Genomic DNA, 17,217 nt, shown 5'->3' with positions numbered 1-17,217 from the left:
TTGCGGTCAGGGATGCCATGACGCGCGCAGCGCTGTCGACGGCATCGCGCCCAGGGCCTCGCCCAATCGCCTGGCCGCGAGCACCGTGTCGGGCGCGTGACGGCGCAGCACCGCCGCCGTCAGGCGCTCCACCGGTCCGGACGTGCAGACCGAGCCGAGCACGGTGCCATGGCGGCCGCGCACCGCGGCGGAGACGCTCGCCACGTCGAGGTTGCGCTCGCCCCTCGTGATGTGGAACCCGCGGCGGCGGATCCGTTCGTTCACGTCGCCGGGCTCGCCGAGCGCGGCCAGGATGACGCGGCCGGCGGAGCCGCGGTCCAGCGGAAACACCTCTCCCGTGCGGATGTGGCTCTGCAGGCCTGCGGCGCCCTCGCACCGCATCAGGCAGCTGCGCAGGTTGCCCTCGAACACGTAGAAGGACGCCCGTTCGCCCGTCGCTGCGCTCAGCTGGCGCAGGATGGGCTCGATGGCCGCATCGAGATCGAACTGCGCCTGGTAGCGGGATCCGATCCATCCCGCCGCCGACCCGAGCCGCCATGCGCCGTCGTCGCGCCCGACGAGGAACCGCGCAGCACCCAGGGTGCGTGCGAGCCGCAGCACCGTCGGCTTGTGCATGCCGGTGCGGCGCGCCAGTTCGGCCAGCGGCAGGTAGAGCTCGTCGCCTTCGAACGCGGTGAGGATGGACAGCGCACGCACGACCGCATTCACGGTCTCGCGCGGCGTCGTCGCCGCTGCCTTGGTGGAGGGTTCGGCCGTCAGAAGCCGTTTGAGCACGGCCGGTTCCGACCCGGTGGATTGCCGCGGCATCCGTGGATCGTAGCGGAGCAGACCGGCCCGTTACGCATGGCGTAACGCGTTGCGGGGACCCGGGCCTTCTCCCGATGATGCCGACCCTCGATTGCCACGGAGACATTCCCGATGACCCGCATGCTGGCCAGCCGGCGCACCTTCCTCGCCTCCACCGCTGCCCTCGCCGCGTTCGGCGCCAGGGCCCAGGACGCCTTCCCTTCCGCGCCGATCCGCATGGTGGTTCCGTTCGCCGCGGGCGGCGCGACGGACGTCCTCGGGCGCGATCTCGCCAAGGCGATGGGCACGCAGCTGGGACAGTCGTTCGTGATCGACAACCTCGGCGGCGGCGCCGGCGTGCCGGCACTGAACACCGTGGCGCGCGCACGCGCCGACGGCTACACGCTGCTGTTCGCGGCCTCGGGGAACATCACGGCGCAACCGCTGTTGGAGAAGAACCGTGTCGACATCCTGAGCCAGCTCACGCCGGTCGGGATGATCGCGACGGCGCCGCACGTGCTGGTGGTCACGTCGAAGATGCCCTTCAGGTCTCTGGCGGACCTGATCGCCTACGCCAAGGCACATCCCGGCGAACTCAATTTCGGCTCCGCCGGCGTGGGTGGCCTGGCGCACCTGGGCACCGAACTCTTCGCGCGTGCCGCGCAGGTGGACATCCGGCACGTCCCCTATCGCGGCGCTTCGCAGGCCCTCACGGACCTGGTCTCGGGCCAGATCCACGGCATGTTCGGCACCATGCCCTCGTTCACCGGCATGGTCCAGAGCGGCGCGATCCGGGCGATCGGCCTGACGGCCGCGAGCGCCGCAACGCCGCTCAGGGGGATCCCGCTCATCTCGGGCACCGTTCCCGGCTTCGGCTACAAGAGCTGGAACGGCCTCTTCGCCCCGGCGGGAACGCCGGCGCCGGTGATCGCCCGGATCTACGCCGCGATGAAGCAGGCGTCCGCGGACAAGGGCGTGGCCACGCGGTTCGACGAGCAGGGCGTCGACATCGCGCTGGCGGACTCTGCGGAGCTCGCCGACATCGTGCGCAGGGAACGATCCGTCTGGGACAAGGTGATCCGCGACGCACGCATCCAGCTGCACTGAGTCCGCCATGACCCTGCCTTCCTCCGCGGCGCCGCTAGACGCCGCGCCCCGTGCACCGGGAGCCCGGCCACCTGCGCCGCCCGCGCTGCGGAAGTACCTGTCGCTGCAGGATTTCGAGACCGCCGCGCGGCGGCACCTGCCGAAGCCCCTCTACGCGTACATCTCCGGCGGCGCGGAAGACACCGCGTCGCTGCGCGACAACCGCAGCGTGTTCTCCGAGTTCGGCTTTGTCACGCGCGTGCTGCGCAACGTCTCGGGCCGAAGCCAGGCCGTCGACCTGCTCGGGCGCCGCTACGCATCGCCGTTCGGCATCGCGCCCATGGGCATCAGCGCGCTGAGTGCCTATCGCGGCGACCTGGTGCTGGCCCGGGCGGCGGCCGCCGCGGACGTGCCGATGATCATGAGCGGCTCCTCGCTCATCCCGCTGGAGGACGTGATCGCCGCCGCGCCACAGACCTGGTTCCAGGCATACCTGCCCGGCGAAACAGCCAAGATCGAGGCGCTGGTCGATCGCGTGGACCGCGCGGGTGTGCAGACACTCGTGCTGACCGTGGACACGGCGGTGCTGGCCAATCGCGAAAACAACGTCCGCGCCGGGTTCTCCACGCCGCTGAAGCCCGGCGTGCGGCTCGCGTGGGAGGGCATCACCCATCCGCGCTGGACGATCGGCACCTTCCTGCGCACGCTCGTCGCCCACGGGATGCCGCACTTCGAGAACTCGTCGGCCACCCGTGGCGCCCCGATCCTGTCGTCCCGGGCGGTGCGGGACTTCGGCGCCAAGGACCACCTGGACTGGGGCCACCTGGCCCTCATCCGGCGCCGCTGGAAGCGGACCCTGGTGGTCAAGGGGATCATGAACCACGAAGACGCGCGCACTGCCCGCGACATGGGCGTGGACGGCGTGATCGTCTCCAACCACGGAGGACGGCAGCTCGACGGAACGGTGTCGCCGCTGCGGGTGCTGCCCGAGGTGGTCCGGTCGGTCGGGCCGGACTTCCCCGTGATGATCGACAGCGGCTTCCGGCGCGGGACCGATGTCCTGAAGGCCCTGGCGCTGGGCGCGAAGTTCGTGTTCGTCGGGCGGCCCTTCGGCTATGCAGCGGCCGTCGCCGGCGAGGCCGGCGTGAGCCACGCCATCCGCATCCTTGCCGACGAGGTGCAGCGCGACCTCGGGCTCCTGGGCCTGACCTCGGTCTCCGAGCTGGACCGCGCCCAGTTGCGCGATCTCGCGCCTTCGTTCAGCGCCGGATGATCCAGGCCGGGTCGAACGAGGTCACGCCGGGCAGCAGGATGATCTGGTCGACGGCGGTGGGCGTGGTCGCGAAGGCCGCGGGGTTGCGCGTGTAGACCAGGCGGTGATTGGCGGCGTCGAACTGCAGGTTCCCGGTCGCGAACAGCGTTGCCGGGTCACCGCCTCCCAGGAAGCTGCCGTCGATGCGGTCTCCCTCCGCCGGGGTGAAGTCCAGGATCGTCAAGGGCACGTCCGGTGCCGTCATCGCGCCGCGCGCGCGCACCACGAACGTGTCCGCTCCGGGGCCGCCGCGGGATTCGCCGATGTTGTTGATCAGGGTGTCGTTGCCCGGCCCGCCATCGAGGTAGGCGCCATAGCGGCCGCCCGCATCGAGGATGTCGTCGCCCTCCATGCCGTAGATGTCGGCCTTGGTGAACGCCGCCCCGGTGATCCTGTTGTCCAGCGCATTGCCGACCAGCGCGTTGCCGCCGCCGAGGAGGCTGGACGTGGACACGCTCATGTTCTCGACGTTGGCGGGCAAGGTGTAGCCGACGCTCGTGCGGATCTCATCGACCCCGCCGTCGGCCTCCTCGATCACCTCGTCCGCAGGATCGGTCACGACATAGATGTCGTCGCCCTTGCCGCCCGCCATCACGGCCGGGTGGCTGGTCGCCTCGAGCGTGTCGGGCCCATCCGTGCCCTGGACGGTGATGGTCGGACCTGCCGGCGGCTGCGTCTGCGTCGCGGGCGGCGACGCGGTCGGGCCGCCTGCGGCGGATGGTGCGGTCGCGACAGCGGGAGCACCTGTCGACGGCGATGGTGCAGGCGACGATGCCGTGGCCGACTGGGTGCCGGTGGCAGCCGCCGCCTGGTCCGCTCCGCCACCGGCTGCGCCGCCTCCTCCGCCACCGCCGCAAGCGCTCAGCCACAAGCTCGTGAAGGCCACGAGGGCGAGCCGCTGGCGGCCCGTGCTGGTTCGTCTGGATTGCATGACTGTCCTCCCCGCGGAAACTGCTCGCGGGCACAGCCATGGTCCCAGCCCATGCACGTCCTGGCTCGTCGGTGACGCTGACGTGCCATGTAGGACAACGCTGCTGTTGCGATTCGCTGCACAACGGCAGCGTGCAATGCAGTCTTTGGTGTGCGCAACACATCCGAATCGGAAGCCGCAGCCTCCCCGGACGTTTGCATCGGTGACATTCGCCTGCTGCGCCGTACCAACGGCGGATGAGGCGCGTCGATCCCCGTCTCAGGCCGCCGCGATCTGCCTCGCCACCGACTGGGCTTGCAGGCCGATGGTGCGCAGCACGCCGCCCGCTTGCCGGATGTCGTACCCGACGAAGTACACGCCCGCGAGTTCGCCAGTGCCGCTCACGCGCATGGGCAGTCCCTTGTCGTCGACCGGCACCTGCACGGGCCGGAACAGGCCGGCGACGTCCGCGTGGTAGCCGGTCGCCAGGATGACCGCGTCGAAGCGCTCCTGCCTGCCGTCGCGGAACCGAACGCCCTCTTCGGTGAACGCCTCGATGCCGGGCCGCACCGCGATCTGGCCGCTGCGCACGAGGGCGATCGTGCCGATGTCGATGACGGGCGTGCGGCCCTGCTCGCGCAACTGGCGCAGCGGCGAGATCGCCGGCATCTCGATCCCGTACGGCCGCAGGTCCCCGATCGTCCATTGCCGGAACTTCAGTGCGATGGCATCGGCAATGCGGCTCGGCAATCGCGACAGCAGCATCGAGGTCACCTGCACCGGCCGGCCCAGCACGTCACGCCGCACCACGTTGACGGGAGAGCGGACCGACAGCGTGGCCGCAGCGCCGTTCTGCGCCAGGTCCAGCGCGATCTCGGCGCCCGTGTTGCCCATGCCCACCACCAGCACGCGCTGGCCGGCGAAGGGCTGCGCGTCGCGATAGGCCTCGCTGTGCAGGATGCGGCCACGGTACGTTGCTTGCCCGCGGAACTGCGGCATCTGCGGCCGTTGGTTGGCGCCGGTGGCCATCACCACGGCGTCGGTCACGAACGTGCGCCCGCTGCGGCAGCGCGTCTGCCAGCCTCCGTCCACGCGCGTGATCGCCTCCGCTTCCTCGCCGAACGCAGGCCGCACGTCGAACCTGCGCGCGTACTGCGCCAGGTACTCCACCACCTGCTCGCGCGGCACGTAGCGCGGGAACTCGCGCGGGAAGGGCAGGTGCGGCAGCGCCGAATGCTGCTTGACCGTGTGCAGGTGCAGGCGACGGTAGTGGTTGCGCCAGCTGGTGCCGACGGCCTCGCCGCGTTCGATGACTTCGGCGCGCACGCCTCGTTGCGCCAGGCAGCCCGCGACGGCCAGGCCGGCAGGCCCCGCGCCGATCACGAGCACGGGCGCGTGCACCGGTTCCGTTTCCATCATCGATCTCGTCCTCCGTGGAGGCCCGCAGCTTACGGACGGGGGAGCGATCGATCAATGCCGCGCGAGACACGCGGCGCGGCCGTCGCCACAATGGCGGCTCCCTTCCTTCTTCCCAGCCACATGCGCACGCAGACCACCCCCCGCTTCCTGCCCCTCGTTTCCATTGCCGTCGCTGCCGCCTGCAGCGCAGGCCTTGCACAAGCGCAGACGCCCGTCGCGCCCACGCCCACGCAGCTGCGTCCGGAAGTGGACCAGGCCTACACCCAACTGCTCGCGTCGCCGCAGGTGAAGAAGCTGCTCGACGCGGTGAAGGCCGACCATGAGCGCTCGGTCGAGGACCTGAAGGCGCTGACCGAGATCGAGGCCCCGCCGTTCAAGGAGCAGAAGAAGGCCGAGGCCTTCCTTGCGCGCATGAAGGCGCTGGGCCTCCCGAACGCGAAGATCGACGGCGAGGGCAACGTGGTCGGCCTGCGCAAGGGCACCGGCCAGGGCCCGACGCTGCTCGTGTCCGCGCACCTGGACACCGTGTTCCCCTCCGGCACCGACGTGAAGGTGAAGGAGAAGGACGGCAAGCTCCATGCGCCCGGCATCTCCGACGACACGCGCGGCCTGTCCGTGCTGCTGTCCTGGATCAAGGTGCTCAAGGACAACGACATCCAGACCGTCGGCGACATCCTGTTCGTCGGCAACGTGGGCGAGGAGGAACTGGGCAACCTGCGCGGCATGAAGCGGATCTTTGCCGACCACCTGGACATCGACGGCATGGTGGGCCTGGAGCCGTCCGCGGACGGAAGCGTCCTGATCCTGGGCACCGGCAGCCACCGCTACGAGGTGTTGTTCAAGGGACCGGGCGGCCACAGCTACGGTGCGTTCGGCCAGGTGCCCAGCGCCATCCACGGCATGGGCCGCGCGATCGCGAAGATCGCCGACATCCAGACCCCGGCGGTGCCCAAGACCACCTTCACCGTCGGGACGGTGAGCGGCGGCACGTCGGTCAACACCATCGCACCCGACGCGAAGATGGCCGTGGACATCCGCTCCGACCAGATGCAGCCGTTGCTGGACACGGAGAAGAAGGTCCTGGCCGCGATCGACGAGGCCGTGGTCGAGGAGAACAGGCGCTGGAACGTGAACACGCTCACCGTGTCGAAGCGCCTGATCGGCGACCGGCCGGGCGGCAACACGCCGGCGGATTCCACCATCGTGCAGGCCGCGATCCGCGCCAACACCGCGTTCGGCCACCAGACGCTGCTGAGGGGCGCCAGCACGGACGCCAACGTGCCGATGTCGCTCGGCATCCCGGCCATCATCGTTGGCGGCGGCGGCAAGACCGGCGGCTTCCACGCGATGAGCGAATGGATCGACGTCACCGATGGCTGGAAGGGCGCGCAGAACTCGCTGGTGACCGTGCTGGGCCTGGTCGGGGTGCAGGGCGTGTCCCAGCCGCTGCTGGAGAAGCGTCCCGCCCGCACGAAGTAGGCGCCAGGGTCCCCGCGTCGCCATGCACGCCCTCGAGGAAGTCCTCGCGCTCTTTGCTGCCGCCGTCCTGCTGGCCGCGGCCGCGAGGCGCGTGGGCGCGCCTTATCCCGTGTTCCTCGCGCTGGGCGGCGCCCTGCTCGCGTTCGTGCCCGGCGCGCCCAGCCTGAGCCTTCCGCCCGAGCTGGTGCTGGCACTGTTCGTCGCGCCGGTGCTGCTGGATGCGGCCTTCGACGCCTCGCTGCGCGACTTGCGGGACAACTGGGCGCCGGTCACCGGGCTGGTGGTGATGGCGGTGGGCCTGACGACTGCCGCGGTCGCCATCGTGGCGCGAACGCTGGTGCCCGAGATGCCGTGGCCCGCGGCCATCGCGCTCGGCGCGATCGTCGCGCCGCCCGATGCGGTGGCCGCGACGGCGGTGATGCGACCGCTGCACCCGCCGCATCGCATCCTCACCATCCTCGAAGGCGAAAGCCTGCTGAACGACGCCAGCGCGCTGCTGATCTACCGCCTGGCCGTCGGTGCCGTCGCCGCGGGCAGCTTCTCGGTGCAGGCGGTGGTTCCCACCTTCCTGCTCGGCGTGCTGGGCAGCCTGGTCGCGGGCCCGGCGCTGGGCTGGCTGATGCACGCGATCCTGAAGCACGTGCAGCACGTGCCGACGGCCATCATCCTGCAGTTCGTCGGCACGTTCACGGTCTGGGTGTTCGCCGAGCAGGTGGGCCTGTCGGGCGTGCTGACCACGGTCTGCTTCGCCATGACGCTCGCACGCAAGGCGCCGGCGGAGATTTCCGCGCGCATCCGCATCCCGACCAACGCGGTCTGGGCGACGGTGATCTTCGCCCTCAACATCATCGCCTTCATCTTCATCGGGCTGCAGGTGCGGCCCGTGGTCGCCGACCTGCCCGCGCCGGTGCGCGACCGCTACCTGCTGGTCGCCGCCGCCGTGGTCGTCACCGTGATCGTGGTGCGCATCGCCTGGCAGATGACGTTCAATGCGGGGGTGCGCTGGCGCGATCGCCGCTTCGGCTTCCATCCGCCGCGGCCGATGCTGCGGCCCACCGTCGGCAGCGGGCTGGTGGTCTCGTGGGCCGGCATGCGGGGCATCGTCACGCTGGCCGCGGCCATCGCCCTGCCGCCCGGCTTTCCCTTGCGCGACCTGATCGTGCTCACCGCGTTCTCGGTCGTGCTCGGCACGCTGCTGGTCCAGGGCCTCACGCTGAAGATGCTGCTGCGGGCGCTCGACTTGCATGACGGCGACCCGGTCGCGACGGAACTGCGCTCGGCCCGCGAGCGCGTGCTCGAGGCCGCACTGGGCCAACTGCCGGCCGGCGCATCGGCCGCCGTCGACCTGGTGCGCAAGGACTTCAAGGTGCGGCTCACCTTCAGTGGCGAGACGACGGCCCATTCCCAGCCGATGGCGGCGTACGCAGGCGCCTACCGCGCGGCCTTGCGTTCGGCCCGGCGGACGCTGATCGCCCTGCGGGACAGCGGCGAGATCGGCGACGACGCGTTCCACACGCTGGAGAACGAGCTGGACTGGATGGAGGTGTCCGATCCGCTGCGCGCGGCGAATGCGGACGACACCTCCGGTTCCGGGGAGCCGTGAGGACGACGCTGCGGGTTCAGGCCTGCTGCAGCAGCGGACGCAGTTCGCGCACGTCCGCCACTTGCTCGAGCCTGCCGATGGTGGCGAGCAGGCGATCGGCCGCCGGCGCGCCCAGAACCGGCGCAATCAGGTCGCGCGCCTTCTCCTCCACCTCGCGCTGCGACATCGGGTTGCGCGGCGTGCCGCGCACGGCGGTCACCCGCTCGGTCGCCTTGCTGCCGTCGGTGAACTCGATCTCGACCACGGTCACGCGCACCGGCAGCAGCTTCGCCAGCTCCTCGTCCGGGGCAAGCTGCACCTTGGCGCGCTCGCGCTGCACGGCCGGGTCGGCCATGCGCGGCTTGTCGTGGGCGGCATGGAACGACGCCGTGCCGTCCAGCAGCATCACCGCCACCATGTGCTGCAGCGAGATGTCTGGCATGTCACGGTTGTCCACCACCGCCCCCACCGACGGCGCGACACGCACGGTGACGCGTCGCACGTCCTCGGGCCTGAACGGCCGGCGCGCCTGAATCAGCTCGATGGCATCCAGCGGCGCCTGGATCGGCGAGCCCACGGTCCACTTCTTGATGTCGGTCTGCGCGATCTCGAAGCGCTCGCCGAGCTGCTCGATAGCGCGCTCCGGCTTGCCCTGGGGCGCGTAGGCCTGGAAGAAGTTGTCGGCGCCGGAGAACACGTCGTCGACGCCGTTCCAGCCCGCCTGCACCAGCAGCGCCGAGGTGACGCCGTTGCGCGCGGGCATGCCGGCGAAGACGAAGGCCTTCTCGATGTGGTCGGTGTCGCGCCGCCAGGCGACGATGCCGGACGACTGCTGCGACGCATAGTCCAGCAGCCAGCGCATCTGCCGCGCGTCCAGGCGTGCGATGCAACCGGCCGCCGCGGCGGCGCCGAAGTTGCCGGCGATGCTGTGGGTGGCCAGGCTGCTGGAGTAGCTGAACTCGGCACCGCCCATGGCCAGCACGACGCGCGTGCCGATGTCGTAGCCCAGCGCCACGGCGCGCAGCAGGTGTTGGCCATCGGCCCCCAGCTGTTCCGCCGTGGCCAGCGCCGCCGGCACCACCGAGCAGCCCGGATGCGAGCGCGACGCATTGTGCGAATCGTCGGTCTCGTCCGAATGCGCCATCACGCCGTTGGCCAGCGCCGCGTCGGCCGCCGCGCAGGTGAGGCGCGACACGGCCACCGTCGCGCGGCCGCCGCCGGCATGCGTGCGTGCATAGGCGAGGGCCGCCGCGCCGGGCGCGAGCTTCGAGCCGGACACGATCGCCCCGAGCGTGTCGAGGATGTGGTACTTCGTCTGCAGGACCACCGAGTCGGGCAGCGGCCGGCTGGCGGCTTCGGCCATGTACGTCGACAGGCGCTGCATCACCGGTCCGGGCTCCTTGCGCCCCTCGGCCCACACCAGCGGCACGGCTGGCGCGAGCATCGCGCCCGCGAACACTCGTCTCGTGATCGTCACCGTCGCTCCTTTCGCAGCGCCGGGTCAGTCGCCCAGGCGCATGGTGCCGCTGGATTGCCCTTTCACCGTGCCGCTCCTGAGCCACTCGAGCGAGGTGTCGAACAGCACCCGATGGTTGCGCTCCCACATGGCGTTGTGCGACGAGCAGGCCAGGTCGACCAGGACCTTCTGCGGCGTGCCCGCGTCCTGGTAGAAGTCATGCACGCGCTGCGGCGCGACCTGCTTGTCGTGCTCGCCGGCCACCATCAGCACCGGCGTGCGCAGCGCGGCCACCGTTGCCTTGTTGAAGCCCCACGTCGGCACGCTCGGCGCGCGGCGCACGCCAGGCCCCCACTTCGCCCCGACCGGATCGGAGGCCAGCATGTCGGCCCAGATGGCCTCGCTCGCCGCGGGCTCGTACTGCGCGGGGCAGCCGACCTGGCGGTCCCAGTTGGCGGTGAAGTCCGCCTTGGACTGCGCGTTCATCGAGCCATCGATGGCCGGCAGCGCGGGCGGCGGCGCGTCGGCCGAGTCGCGCGTGTAGGCCGGCGCCAGCACCACCAGCCGGCCGACCTTCTCCGGGTGCCGCAACGCATAACCGACCGACCGCGGCCCGCCCTGTGACCAACCCACGATATCGACCGTGCGGACGCCGCGCAGGCGGAGCAGATGATTCACCGTGGCGTCGATGTCCTGCCAGTCCGATGACATGGTGGTGATCGCGGTCGGTGCCGAAGGCGGGCACGCGGCCGGGATCACGGAGGGGACGAAGTTCTTCTGCTGCGCCTTCGGGAAGTTGCAGGCGTCCTGCATCGCCGGCGGCCGGGCGGACCGGCCGTAGCCCGTCATGTCGACCGAGAACACGTCATAGCCGGCGCGGGCCAGGTGGCCCATCCAGCTGTAGTCGGCGTAGGGCACGTCGAAGGACACTTCGGCGGGCGTGCCCGCGCCATGCACGAACAGCACCACTGGACGCGCCGCATCGCCGGGCAGCGACACCTCGCGCACGTACAGCCGCGTGGTCGATCCGCGCAGGCCGGGCGCCTCGGACGGCGCCTCGACCACGTGGTCGGTGCGCACCAGGCCATCCGGCCTGCTGGCCGTCGGGCCGTGGGTGGCGCAGGCGGACAGCAGCGCAGTGCACAGCAGGACGATACGGGCGGGAAGCATCCAGGGTCTCCTCGTTCGTTGCGGACGAGGCATTGTGGTTGGGCCAGCCCGCGAGCCCGATGCAGGGTATTCCCGCGGGTTCAGCCCGCCGCGCGCAGGCACAGGGCCTGCAGGCGTGCCGCGATCCCGTCCAGCGGCAGCACCTCCTGCACGCCGCCCAGCGCGATCGCCTGGCGCGGCATGCCGAACACGACGCTGCTGGCTTCGTCCTGGGCCAGCGTGGTCGCGCCGCGCCGGCGCATCGCCAGCATCGCGCTCGCGCCGTCGGCGCCCATGCCGGTGAGCATGAGCGCGGTGGCGGCAGCGCCCGCGGCTTCGCCGACCGACTTGAACAGCGTCTCGACCGAAGGACGGTGGCGATTCACCGGCGCGTCGTCGGTGATGCGCAAGCGATAGCCGTCGCCACGCCGCACGACCACCAGGTGGCGTCCTCCGGGCGCGATGTAGGCGTGGCCGGGCTGCGCCGGCTGGTCGTCCCGCGCCTCCTGCACGCGCAGCGCGCACAGCGCGTCCAGCCGCGTGGCGAAACTCTGGGTGAAGCCGGGCAGCATGTGCTGCGCGACCACGATCGGCGGCATGGCGATCGGCAGCCGGGGCAGGATGCGGCGCAGGGCCTCCACGCCGCCCGTGGAGGCGCCGATGGCGACGATGCCGCCAGCGCTCGCAGGAGCCAGCGCGGCGCTCGCCGGCACCGGAACCAGGTCTGGCTCCCCCATCGCCCAGGTGCGCCGCCCCACCCTCGCCTGCGAGGCGGTGCGGATCTTCTCCGCGATCTCGGCGCCGACGGCGTCCAGCGCCTCGAACGACGACGGTTTGGGGAAGAAGTCCACCGCGCCCAGTTCGAGCGCGCGCACCGTGGCATCGGCACCTTCGCGCGTGAGTGACGACACCATGACGACGGGGATCGGCCGCAAGGCCATCAGCTTGCGCAGGAAGTCGAGGCCGTTCATGCGCGGCATCTCGACGTCGAGCGTAATCACGTCCGGCGGCGCGCGACGGATGCGGTCGATGGCAAACAGCGGATCGGACGCGACGCCGAGCAGTTCCATGTCCGGCTGTGCGCCCACCACGCGCCCGAGGAAGCCGCGCATCACCGCGGAGTCGTCGATCACCAGAACCTTGATCATGGGCGCGACTCGAACAGCTCGACGTCGCCGCCGCGGCCCTGCTCGCGGGCCAGACGCGCTGCGTACGCGCGCTCCTGGTCGGCGGCGTCGACGGCCAGCACCTGCAGGCGGCGCATCTGCACCTTGCCGGTGTCAGGGAAGAAGTGCAGCTTGCGCGGGCTCTCGCCGAGCAGGTCCTGGCCGAGGACGGCGATGTTCTCCTCACGCAGGAACTCCATCACGAACCGGCTGTTGAGCGCGCCCACGTCCAGGGTCTCGAACACGCGCAGCACGCGCGCACCGCCGAACACCTTGGCCACGAGACGGCGGCGGTCGGCGCCGAGGCGCAGCATGTCGTTGATCAGCAGCTCCATCGCATACACGCCCAGGCGGCCCGACACCGCAGACGGGTCCGCGGTCGCCGCGGTGTCGCCGGGCAGCATGAAGTGGTTCATGCCGCCGATGCGCTCGACCGGGTCCCACAGGCAGGTCGACACGCAGGAGCCGAGCACCGTGGTGATCGAGCCCGGGCCCCTGCTCGCGTGCCAGTCGCCGGGCAGCAGCTTCACGGCCTCGACCTGGAACTCGTGGTCGAAGTAGCTGGCGGGAACGCGCGCGGTGCTCACGGCACCAGCTCGTAGGCCGTGCGGCCGCAGGAGCGGAACCGCTGGTGGCCGGCCGGGAAGCACTCGGCATGGCCGACGGCGAGCAGGCCGCCCGGCCGCAGCCGCTGCGCGAAACGGTCGATGAGGCGCGCCTGCGTCGCGCGGTCGAAATAGATGACGACGTTGCGGCAGAAGATCGCGTCGAAGGTGCCCAGGTCGGGCCACGAGGGCGCCTGCAGGTTCAGCGCCCGGAAGGTGACCAGGCTGCGCAGCTCCGGCCGCACGCTGATCCAGCCCGCGTTGTCGCCGGTGCCGCGCAGGAAATGGTCGCGCAGCTGCTGCGGCGGCATGGCCGCGGCCCGTTCCATGCGGTAGACGCCGGCCTGCGCGGCGGCGAGCGCTTCGGTGTCGATGTCGGTGGCCAGCACCTGCGCCGCGCCGCCCGCCTCGCGCAACGTGATCGCGAGCGACCAGGCCTCCTCGCCCGTCGAACAGGCGCTGCACCAGACGCGGAACGGCGTGGACGTGGCGGCCCGCGCCTGCATGCGCTGGCGCAGCAGCGCGAAGTGGTGCGGCTCGCGGAAGAAGGACGTGAGGTTCGTGGTCAGCGCGTTGATGAAGGCTTCGCGCTCGCCGGGGGCATCGGACTGCACCAGCGCCAGGTACTCGGCGAAGCCGCGCAGCTTGCGCACGCGCACCTCGCGCGAGAGCCGGTTGTGCACCATCACGCGCTTGTGCGGGCTGAGCTTGATGCCGGCGTACTCGCGGATCATCCGCGCCGCCAGCTCGAAGCCGGCGTCGTCCAGCTGGGCGTCGTGCGCGAGGGGAAACGGCGTCACGACGGCATCCGGTGCAGCACCGCGAAACCGTTGGCGGGCCGCTGCGCGGGATCCTTGTGCAGCATGGCGTCCAGCATCGGCTGCCACTGCGACAGCGCACCCGGCAGCACCGGCACCGGCGCGACGAGGTGCTGGGCCAGCTGCTCGGCCGCGGTCGTGCCCCTGAAGGGCGGCCGGCCCGTCAGCCACTCGTGCAGCACCGCGCCGAGCGCATAGATGTCCATCGCGGGGGTGACCGGCGCGGCATCGGACAGCTCGGGACAGGCATACAGCGGCGTGCCGACGGCATGGCAGCGTGGGGCCGACGTGCCCTGCGCGCAGGCCGCGCCGAAGTCGGCAAGCAGGAGGCGCCCGTCCGCGCGCAGCAGCAGGTTGGCCGGCTTGATGTCGCGATGCACCCAGCCCCGCCCGTGCACGTGCGCCAGCGCCCGGGCCGCATCGGCGAGCCGGTGCCGCACCATCGCCAGGTCCAGCGGCTGCGGCCGCGCCTTGGCCAGCGAGCCGCCTGGCGCCAGTTCCAGGGCAAGCCAGCCGCGTCCGCGCGACTGTCCGTGGTCCCAGGCCTGGACCACGTGGTCGCCGGCCAGTTGCCCGAGCAGCCAGTGCTCCTGCGCAAAGTCGGCACCGGGCGAGACCTTCAGCGCCACGTCGGCACCGCGCCGCGACGCCCGGTAGACCACCGAGCGCCGTCCGCGCGCCAGCACGTCCCACAGCGCGTAGCCGCCGATGGTGGCGACGGCCGCGACTTGCAGCGGGTTGGCCGCCGCGTCCACCGCACCGGCGCGGGCGAAGGTCATTGGAGGGCGGTCGCGTCCACCAGGGCCATGTCGGACGCGGTCATCAGCTTCTCGATGTCCACCAGCACCAGCATCTTCTCGTCGATGGTGGCGAGGCCGGTGATGTAGCGGGTGTCGAAGGCGGCCGAGGCGAACTCGGGCGCCTTGCGGATCGCTTCGTTGTCCAGCGACAGGACGTCGGACACGGCATCGACGACGACGCCGACGACGCGCGAGGCGACGTTGAGGATGATGACGACGGTGAACCGGTTGTACTCGGCCTGCGGCAGGTTGAACTTCATCCGCAGGTCCAGCACCGGCACGATGACGCCGCGCAGGTTGATCACGCCCTTGATGAAGGCCGGCGCATTCGGGATCGGCGTCGGCTCGTCCCAGCCGCGGATTTCCTGCACCTTCAGGATGTCGATGCCGAAGCTCTCGGCGCCGAGCCGGAAGGTGAGGAATTCGCGCTGCGTGTCCTCGTCCTGCTCGCGCTGCTCGCGTGCGCCGAACGAACGGTGGGAGAGATGGGGCTGCATGGCGGGTTCCTGGACGGTCAAGATCTGGAGAGGCTGGGTTCCTGCGGCGCGCACAGCCGCACGATGTGGTTCACGTCGAGGATGAACGACACGCGCCCATCGCTCATCACCGTGGCGCCGGACAGGCCGGGCACGCGGCGGAAGTTGGCTTCGAGGCTCTTGACCACGACCTGCTGCTGGCCGACCAGTTCGTCCACCAGCAGCGCGACGTGGCTGCCCTCGGATTCCACGATCACGGCGACGCCGGCCGGCGATTCGACGGGCTCGCGCGGCGGGAACAGGCGATCGAGCCGCAGCACGGGCAGGTAGTCGCCGCGCAGGCACAGCGTCTCGGCGCCGCCGGGCAGGCTGCGGATGTCCTGCGGCTCGATGCTCAGCGACTCCATCACCGAGGACATCGGCAGCACGTAATTGGAGCCGCCGATGGCGATCGTCATGGCCTCGATGATGGCGAGCGTGAGCGGCACGCTCACCGTGACGGTGGTGCCCCAGCCGCGCGCGGAGGCCAGGTGCACCATGCCACCCATGGACTGGATGTTGCGGCGGACCACGTCCATGCCGACGCCGCGGCCCGAGACATCCGTCACTTCGGTGGCGGTGGAGAAGCCGGGCGTGAAGACCAGCTCCCAGACCTGCTCGTCGGAGACGTCGTGCGGCACGGCAATGCCCATCTGCGCGGCCTTGGCCAGGATGCGCTCGCGGTCGAGGCCGCGGCCGTCGTCGCTGACTTCGATCACGACGCTGCCGCCGCGCTGCGTGGCATGCAGGCGCAGGCTGCCGGCAGCCGGCTTGCCGGCCCGCACGCGCTCGTCGGGCGTCTCGATGCCGTGGTCGATGGCATTGCGCACCAGGTGCGCCAGCGGATCGGAGATGCGCTCGATCAGGCCGCGATCGAGTTCGGTGCCCTCGCCGTCGAAGGCGATCTCGACCTTCTTGCCCAGGCGGCCGGCCAGCTCGTGGACCATGCGCGGATAGCGCGAGAACACGTTGGAGATCGGCAGCATGCGGATGGCGAGCACCGCGTCCTGCAGGTTGCGCGTGTGCCGCGAGAGGTCCGCGAGGCCCGTGCCTCCGCCGACGCCGCCCGTGCCGTCGGCCCCGCTGCGGGCCAGCATGGCTTCGGTGATCACCAGCTCGCCCACCAGGTTCACCAGCAGGTCGATCTTCTCGGTGGCCACGCGGATGTACGAGGTGTCGGTCGCCACCGGCAGCGAAGGCGCTTCGGGCGCGCGCGGCGCAGGTGCGGGAGGCATCGCTGTCGTCGGTGCCTGGCGGCGCGCGGCCTTGAACGCCTCGGGTGACACGAACAGTTCGTCCTCGGGCTGCGCCGGCGCCGCGGGTTCGCTGGCGCGGGCGGCCCTGCCCTGCTTCAGCAGCTCGGGCGAGACGAACAACTCGTCGTCGTTCGCGTGAGCGGCCGGCACCGACGCGGGAACTGCAACCGTGGGTGCGACGACCGCCGGCATGGCCTGCTCGATCGCGATCAGCGACGGATCGACCAGCAGCGCCAGCACGTTCTCGAGGTCGACCTTGGTGCCTTCGAGTTCGACCTGGAAGGCCACGCTGCCGCCCACGACGTTGTCGACCTGCGGATCGTCGACACGCCCCATGGATTGCAGGCCCTCGAGCATCAGCGTGAGCTGGGCCTCCTCGATCGGCTCCGCCAGTGGCGCGAGGTGAACCTGGAACCGGCGGGTGACCGGACCGGACTTGCCGGCGGTGCTGCCGGTGCGCGGCACCGCGATCTGCTCGCGCAGCAGGCGCTCGGCCTCGGAACTGTCGGTCGGCTCGCCAGCGCCGCCCGCCCGATGCCGGTGCCCCATCGCGCCGACCGCATCGCCGGCGCGAAGCAGCGCTTCGACGTCACCGACAGCCAGCGGCCGCTCGTCCTTGCGCAGGATGTCGAGCAGGTTCTCCTGCAGGTGCGTCAGCGCCGCCATGTCCTCGAAGCCCAGCATCGCGGCACTGCCCTTGACGCTGTGGACCGCGCGGAAGATGGCATTCAGCTCCGAGGTCCACGGCGTGCCCGCATCGCCAGGCTGCAGCCGCAGCAGGTGGGCCTCGATGTTGGCCAGGTGCTCCTGCGCCTCCTCGAAGAAGATCGATCGGTAGGCATCGAGGTTGCCGAACCCGTTGTCGTTCTGCTGCACGG

At 71.0% G+C, this 17,217-nt stretch carries 15 protein-coding genes; 4 read left to right on the top strand and 11 right to left on the bottom strand.

The genetic code is table 11. The features are described from left to right. Window positions 1-6 precede the first annotated feature (6 nt). Window positions 7-807, bottom strand: a complete 801-nt coding sequence (locus ACPWT1_RS11875) for an IclR family transcriptional regulator (RefSeq protein ID WP_427911392.1) — start codon at window positions 805-807, stop codon at window positions 7-9. A gap of 111 nt (window positions 808-918) precedes the next feature. Here ACPWT1_RS11875 and ACPWT1_RS11870 point away from each other — a divergent pair, with 111 nt between their 5' ends. Beyond that, entirely contained in the window at window positions 919-1,893 is a 975-nt protein-coding gene (locus tag ACPWT1_RS11870; protein WP_427911391.1) for a Bug family tripartite tricarboxylate transporter substrate binding protein, read from the top strand. Window positions 1,894-1,900: 7 nt separating this feature from the next. Beyond that, window positions 1,901-3,145, top strand: coding sequence for an alpha-hydroxy acid oxidase (locus ACPWT1_RS11865; protein ID WP_427911390.1), 1,245 nt, complete (start codon window positions 1,901-1,903; stop codon window positions 3,143-3,145). Here ACPWT1_RS11865 and ACPWT1_RS11860 read toward each other — a convergent pair. Continuing rightward, window positions 3,132-4,115 carry a hypothetical protein gene (locus ACPWT1_RS11860; protein WP_427911389.1) on the bottom strand — a complete coding sequence of 328 codons (984 nt, stop codon included), beginning with the start codon at window positions 4,113-4,115 and terminating at the stop codon, window positions 3,132-3,134. The two genes, ACPWT1_RS11865 and ACPWT1_RS11860, sit on opposite strands and share 14 nt — an antisense overlap. A gap of 258 nt (window positions 4,116-4,373) precedes the next feature. Further along, window positions 4,374-5,510: a flavin-containing monooxygenase gene (locus ACPWT1_RS11855; RefSeq protein WP_427911388.1), complete on the bottom strand. Its 1,137-nt coding sequence runs from the start codon at window positions 5,508-5,510 to the stop codon at window positions 4,374-4,376. 123 nt (window positions 5,511-5,633) lie between these two features. Between ACPWT1_RS11855 and ACPWT1_RS11850 the strand changes: the two genes are divergently transcribed. Further along, window positions 5,634-6,992: a M20/M25/M40 family metallo-hydrolase gene (locus ACPWT1_RS11850; protein ID WP_427911387.1), complete on the top strand. Its 1,359-nt coding sequence runs from the start codon at window positions 5,634-5,636 to the stop codon at window positions 6,990-6,992. A 22-nt stretch (window positions 6,993-7,014) separates the two neighbouring features. Then, window positions 7,015-8,595, top strand: a complete 1,581-nt coding sequence (locus ACPWT1_RS11845) for a cation:proton antiporter (RefSeq protein ID WP_427911386.1) — start codon at window positions 7,015-7,017, stop codon at window positions 8,593-8,595. A gap of 16 nt (window positions 8,596-8,611) precedes the next feature. Here the strand turns inward: ACPWT1_RS11845 and ACPWT1_RS11840 are convergent, their stop codons facing one another. The 8 genes from ACPWT1_RS11840 to ACPWT1_RS11805 form a co-directional block, all read right to left on the bottom strand. Continuing rightward, window positions 8,612-10,051 (bottom strand): MmgE/PrpD family protein, encoded by a 1,440-nt coding sequence (locus ACPWT1_RS11840; RefSeq protein ID WP_427911385.1) that lies wholly within the window; start codon window positions 10,049-10,051, stop codon window positions 8,612-8,614. Between the two features lie 24 nt (window positions 10,052-10,075). Then, entirely contained in the window at window positions 10,076-11,200 is a 1,125-nt protein-coding gene (locus ACPWT1_RS11835) for an alpha/beta hydrolase (RefSeq protein WP_427911384.1), read from the bottom strand. Between the two features lie 80 nt (window positions 11,201-11,280). Beyond that, window positions 11,281-12,327: a protein-glutamate methylesterase/protein-glutamine glutaminase gene (locus ACPWT1_RS11830; RefSeq protein ID WP_427911383.1), complete on the bottom strand. Its 1,047-nt coding sequence runs from the start codon at window positions 12,325-12,327 to the stop codon at window positions 11,281-11,283. After that, entirely contained in the window at window positions 12,324-12,932 is a 609-nt protein-coding gene (gene cheD / locus ACPWT1_RS11825) for a chemoreceptor glutamine deamidase CheD (protein WP_427911382.1), read from the bottom strand. The genes ACPWT1_RS11830 and cheD overlap by 4 nt, the downstream gene beginning before the upstream one ends. After that, window positions 12,929-13,750: a CheR family methyltransferase gene (locus ACPWT1_RS11820; RefSeq protein WP_427911381.1), complete on the bottom strand. Its 822-nt coding sequence runs from the start codon at window positions 13,748-13,750 to the stop codon at window positions 12,929-12,931. Before ACPWT1_RS11820 ends, cheD begins: the two co-directional genes overlap by 4 nt. Then, window positions 13,747-14,547: a serine/threonine-protein kinase gene (locus ACPWT1_RS11815; protein WP_427911380.1), complete on the bottom strand. Its 801-nt coding sequence runs from the start codon at window positions 14,545-14,547 to the stop codon at window positions 13,747-13,749. Before ACPWT1_RS11815 ends, ACPWT1_RS11820 begins: the two co-directional genes overlap by 4 nt. Further along, window positions 14,544-15,065, bottom strand: a complete 522-nt coding sequence (locus tag ACPWT1_RS11810; protein WP_427911379.1) for a chemotaxis protein CheW — start codon at window positions 15,063-15,065, stop codon at window positions 14,544-14,546. The genes ACPWT1_RS11815 and ACPWT1_RS11810 overlap by 4 nt, the downstream gene beginning before the upstream one ends. A gap of 17 nt (window positions 15,066-15,082) precedes the next feature. Beyond that, window positions 15,083-17,215 carry a chemotaxis protein CheA gene (locus ACPWT1_RS11805; RefSeq protein ID WP_427911378.1) on the bottom strand — a complete coding sequence of 711 codons (2,133 nt, stop codon included), beginning with the start codon at window positions 17,213-17,215 and terminating at the stop codon, window positions 15,083-15,085. Window positions 17,216-17,217: the final 2 nt, after the last annotated feature.

Origin of the sequence: Ramlibacter sp. MMS24-I3-19, from assembly GCF_050320135.1 — a bacterium.
Taxonomy (GTDB): domain Bacteria; phylum Pseudomonadota; class Gammaproteobacteria; order Burkholderiales; family Burkholderiaceae_C; genus Ramlibacter.
Note: the sequence above shows the minus strand (reverse complement) of the source record. Positions and strands in the feature narration are given on the sequence as shown.

Excerpts from the sequence above, each read along its gene's own strand:
- ACPWT1_RS11875 (WP_427911392.1), bottom strand. The coding sequence starts at position 807 with ATGCCGCGGCAATCCACCGGGTCGGAACCGGCCGTGCTCAAACGGCTT.
- ACPWT1_RS11870 (WP_427911391.1), top strand. The coding sequence starts at position 919 with ATGACCCGCATGCTGGCCAGCCGGCGCACCTTCCTCGCCTCCACCGCT.
- ACPWT1_RS11865 (WP_427911390.1), top strand. The coding sequence starts at position 1,901 with ATGACCCTGCCTTCCTCCGCGGCGCCGCTAGACGCCGCGCCCCGTGCA.
- ACPWT1_RS11860 (WP_427911389.1), bottom strand. The coding sequence starts at position 4,115 with ATGCAATCCAGACGAACCAGCACGGGCCGCCAGCGGCTCGCCCTCGTG.
- ACPWT1_RS11855 (WP_427911388.1), bottom strand. The coding sequence starts at position 5,510 with ATGGAAACGGAACCGGTGCACGCGCCCGTGCTCGTGATCGGCGCGGGG.
- ACPWT1_RS11850 (WP_427911387.1), top strand. The coding sequence starts at position 5,634 with ATGCGCACGCAGACCACCCCCCGCTTCCTGCCCCTCGTTTCCATTGCC.
- ACPWT1_RS11845 (WP_427911386.1), top strand. The coding sequence starts at position 7,015 with ATGCACGCCCTCGAGGAAGTCCTCGCGCTCTTTGCTGCCGCCGTCCTG.
- ACPWT1_RS11835 (WP_427911384.1), bottom strand. The coding sequence starts at position 11,200 with ATGCTTCCCGCCCGTATCGTCCTGCTGTGCACTGCGCTGCTGTCCGCC.
- ACPWT1_RS11830 (WP_427911383.1), bottom strand. The coding sequence starts at position 12,327 with ATGATCAAGGTTCTGGTGATCGACGACTCCGCGGTGATGCGCGGCTTC.
- ACPWT1_RS11815 (WP_427911380.1), bottom strand. The coding sequence starts at position 14,547 with ATGACCTTCGCCCGCGCCGGTGCGGTGGACGCGGCGGCCAACCCGCTG.
- ACPWT1_RS11810 (WP_427911379.1), bottom strand. The coding sequence starts at position 15,065 with ATGCAGCCCCATCTCTCCCACCGTTCGTTCGGCGCACGCGAGCAGCGC.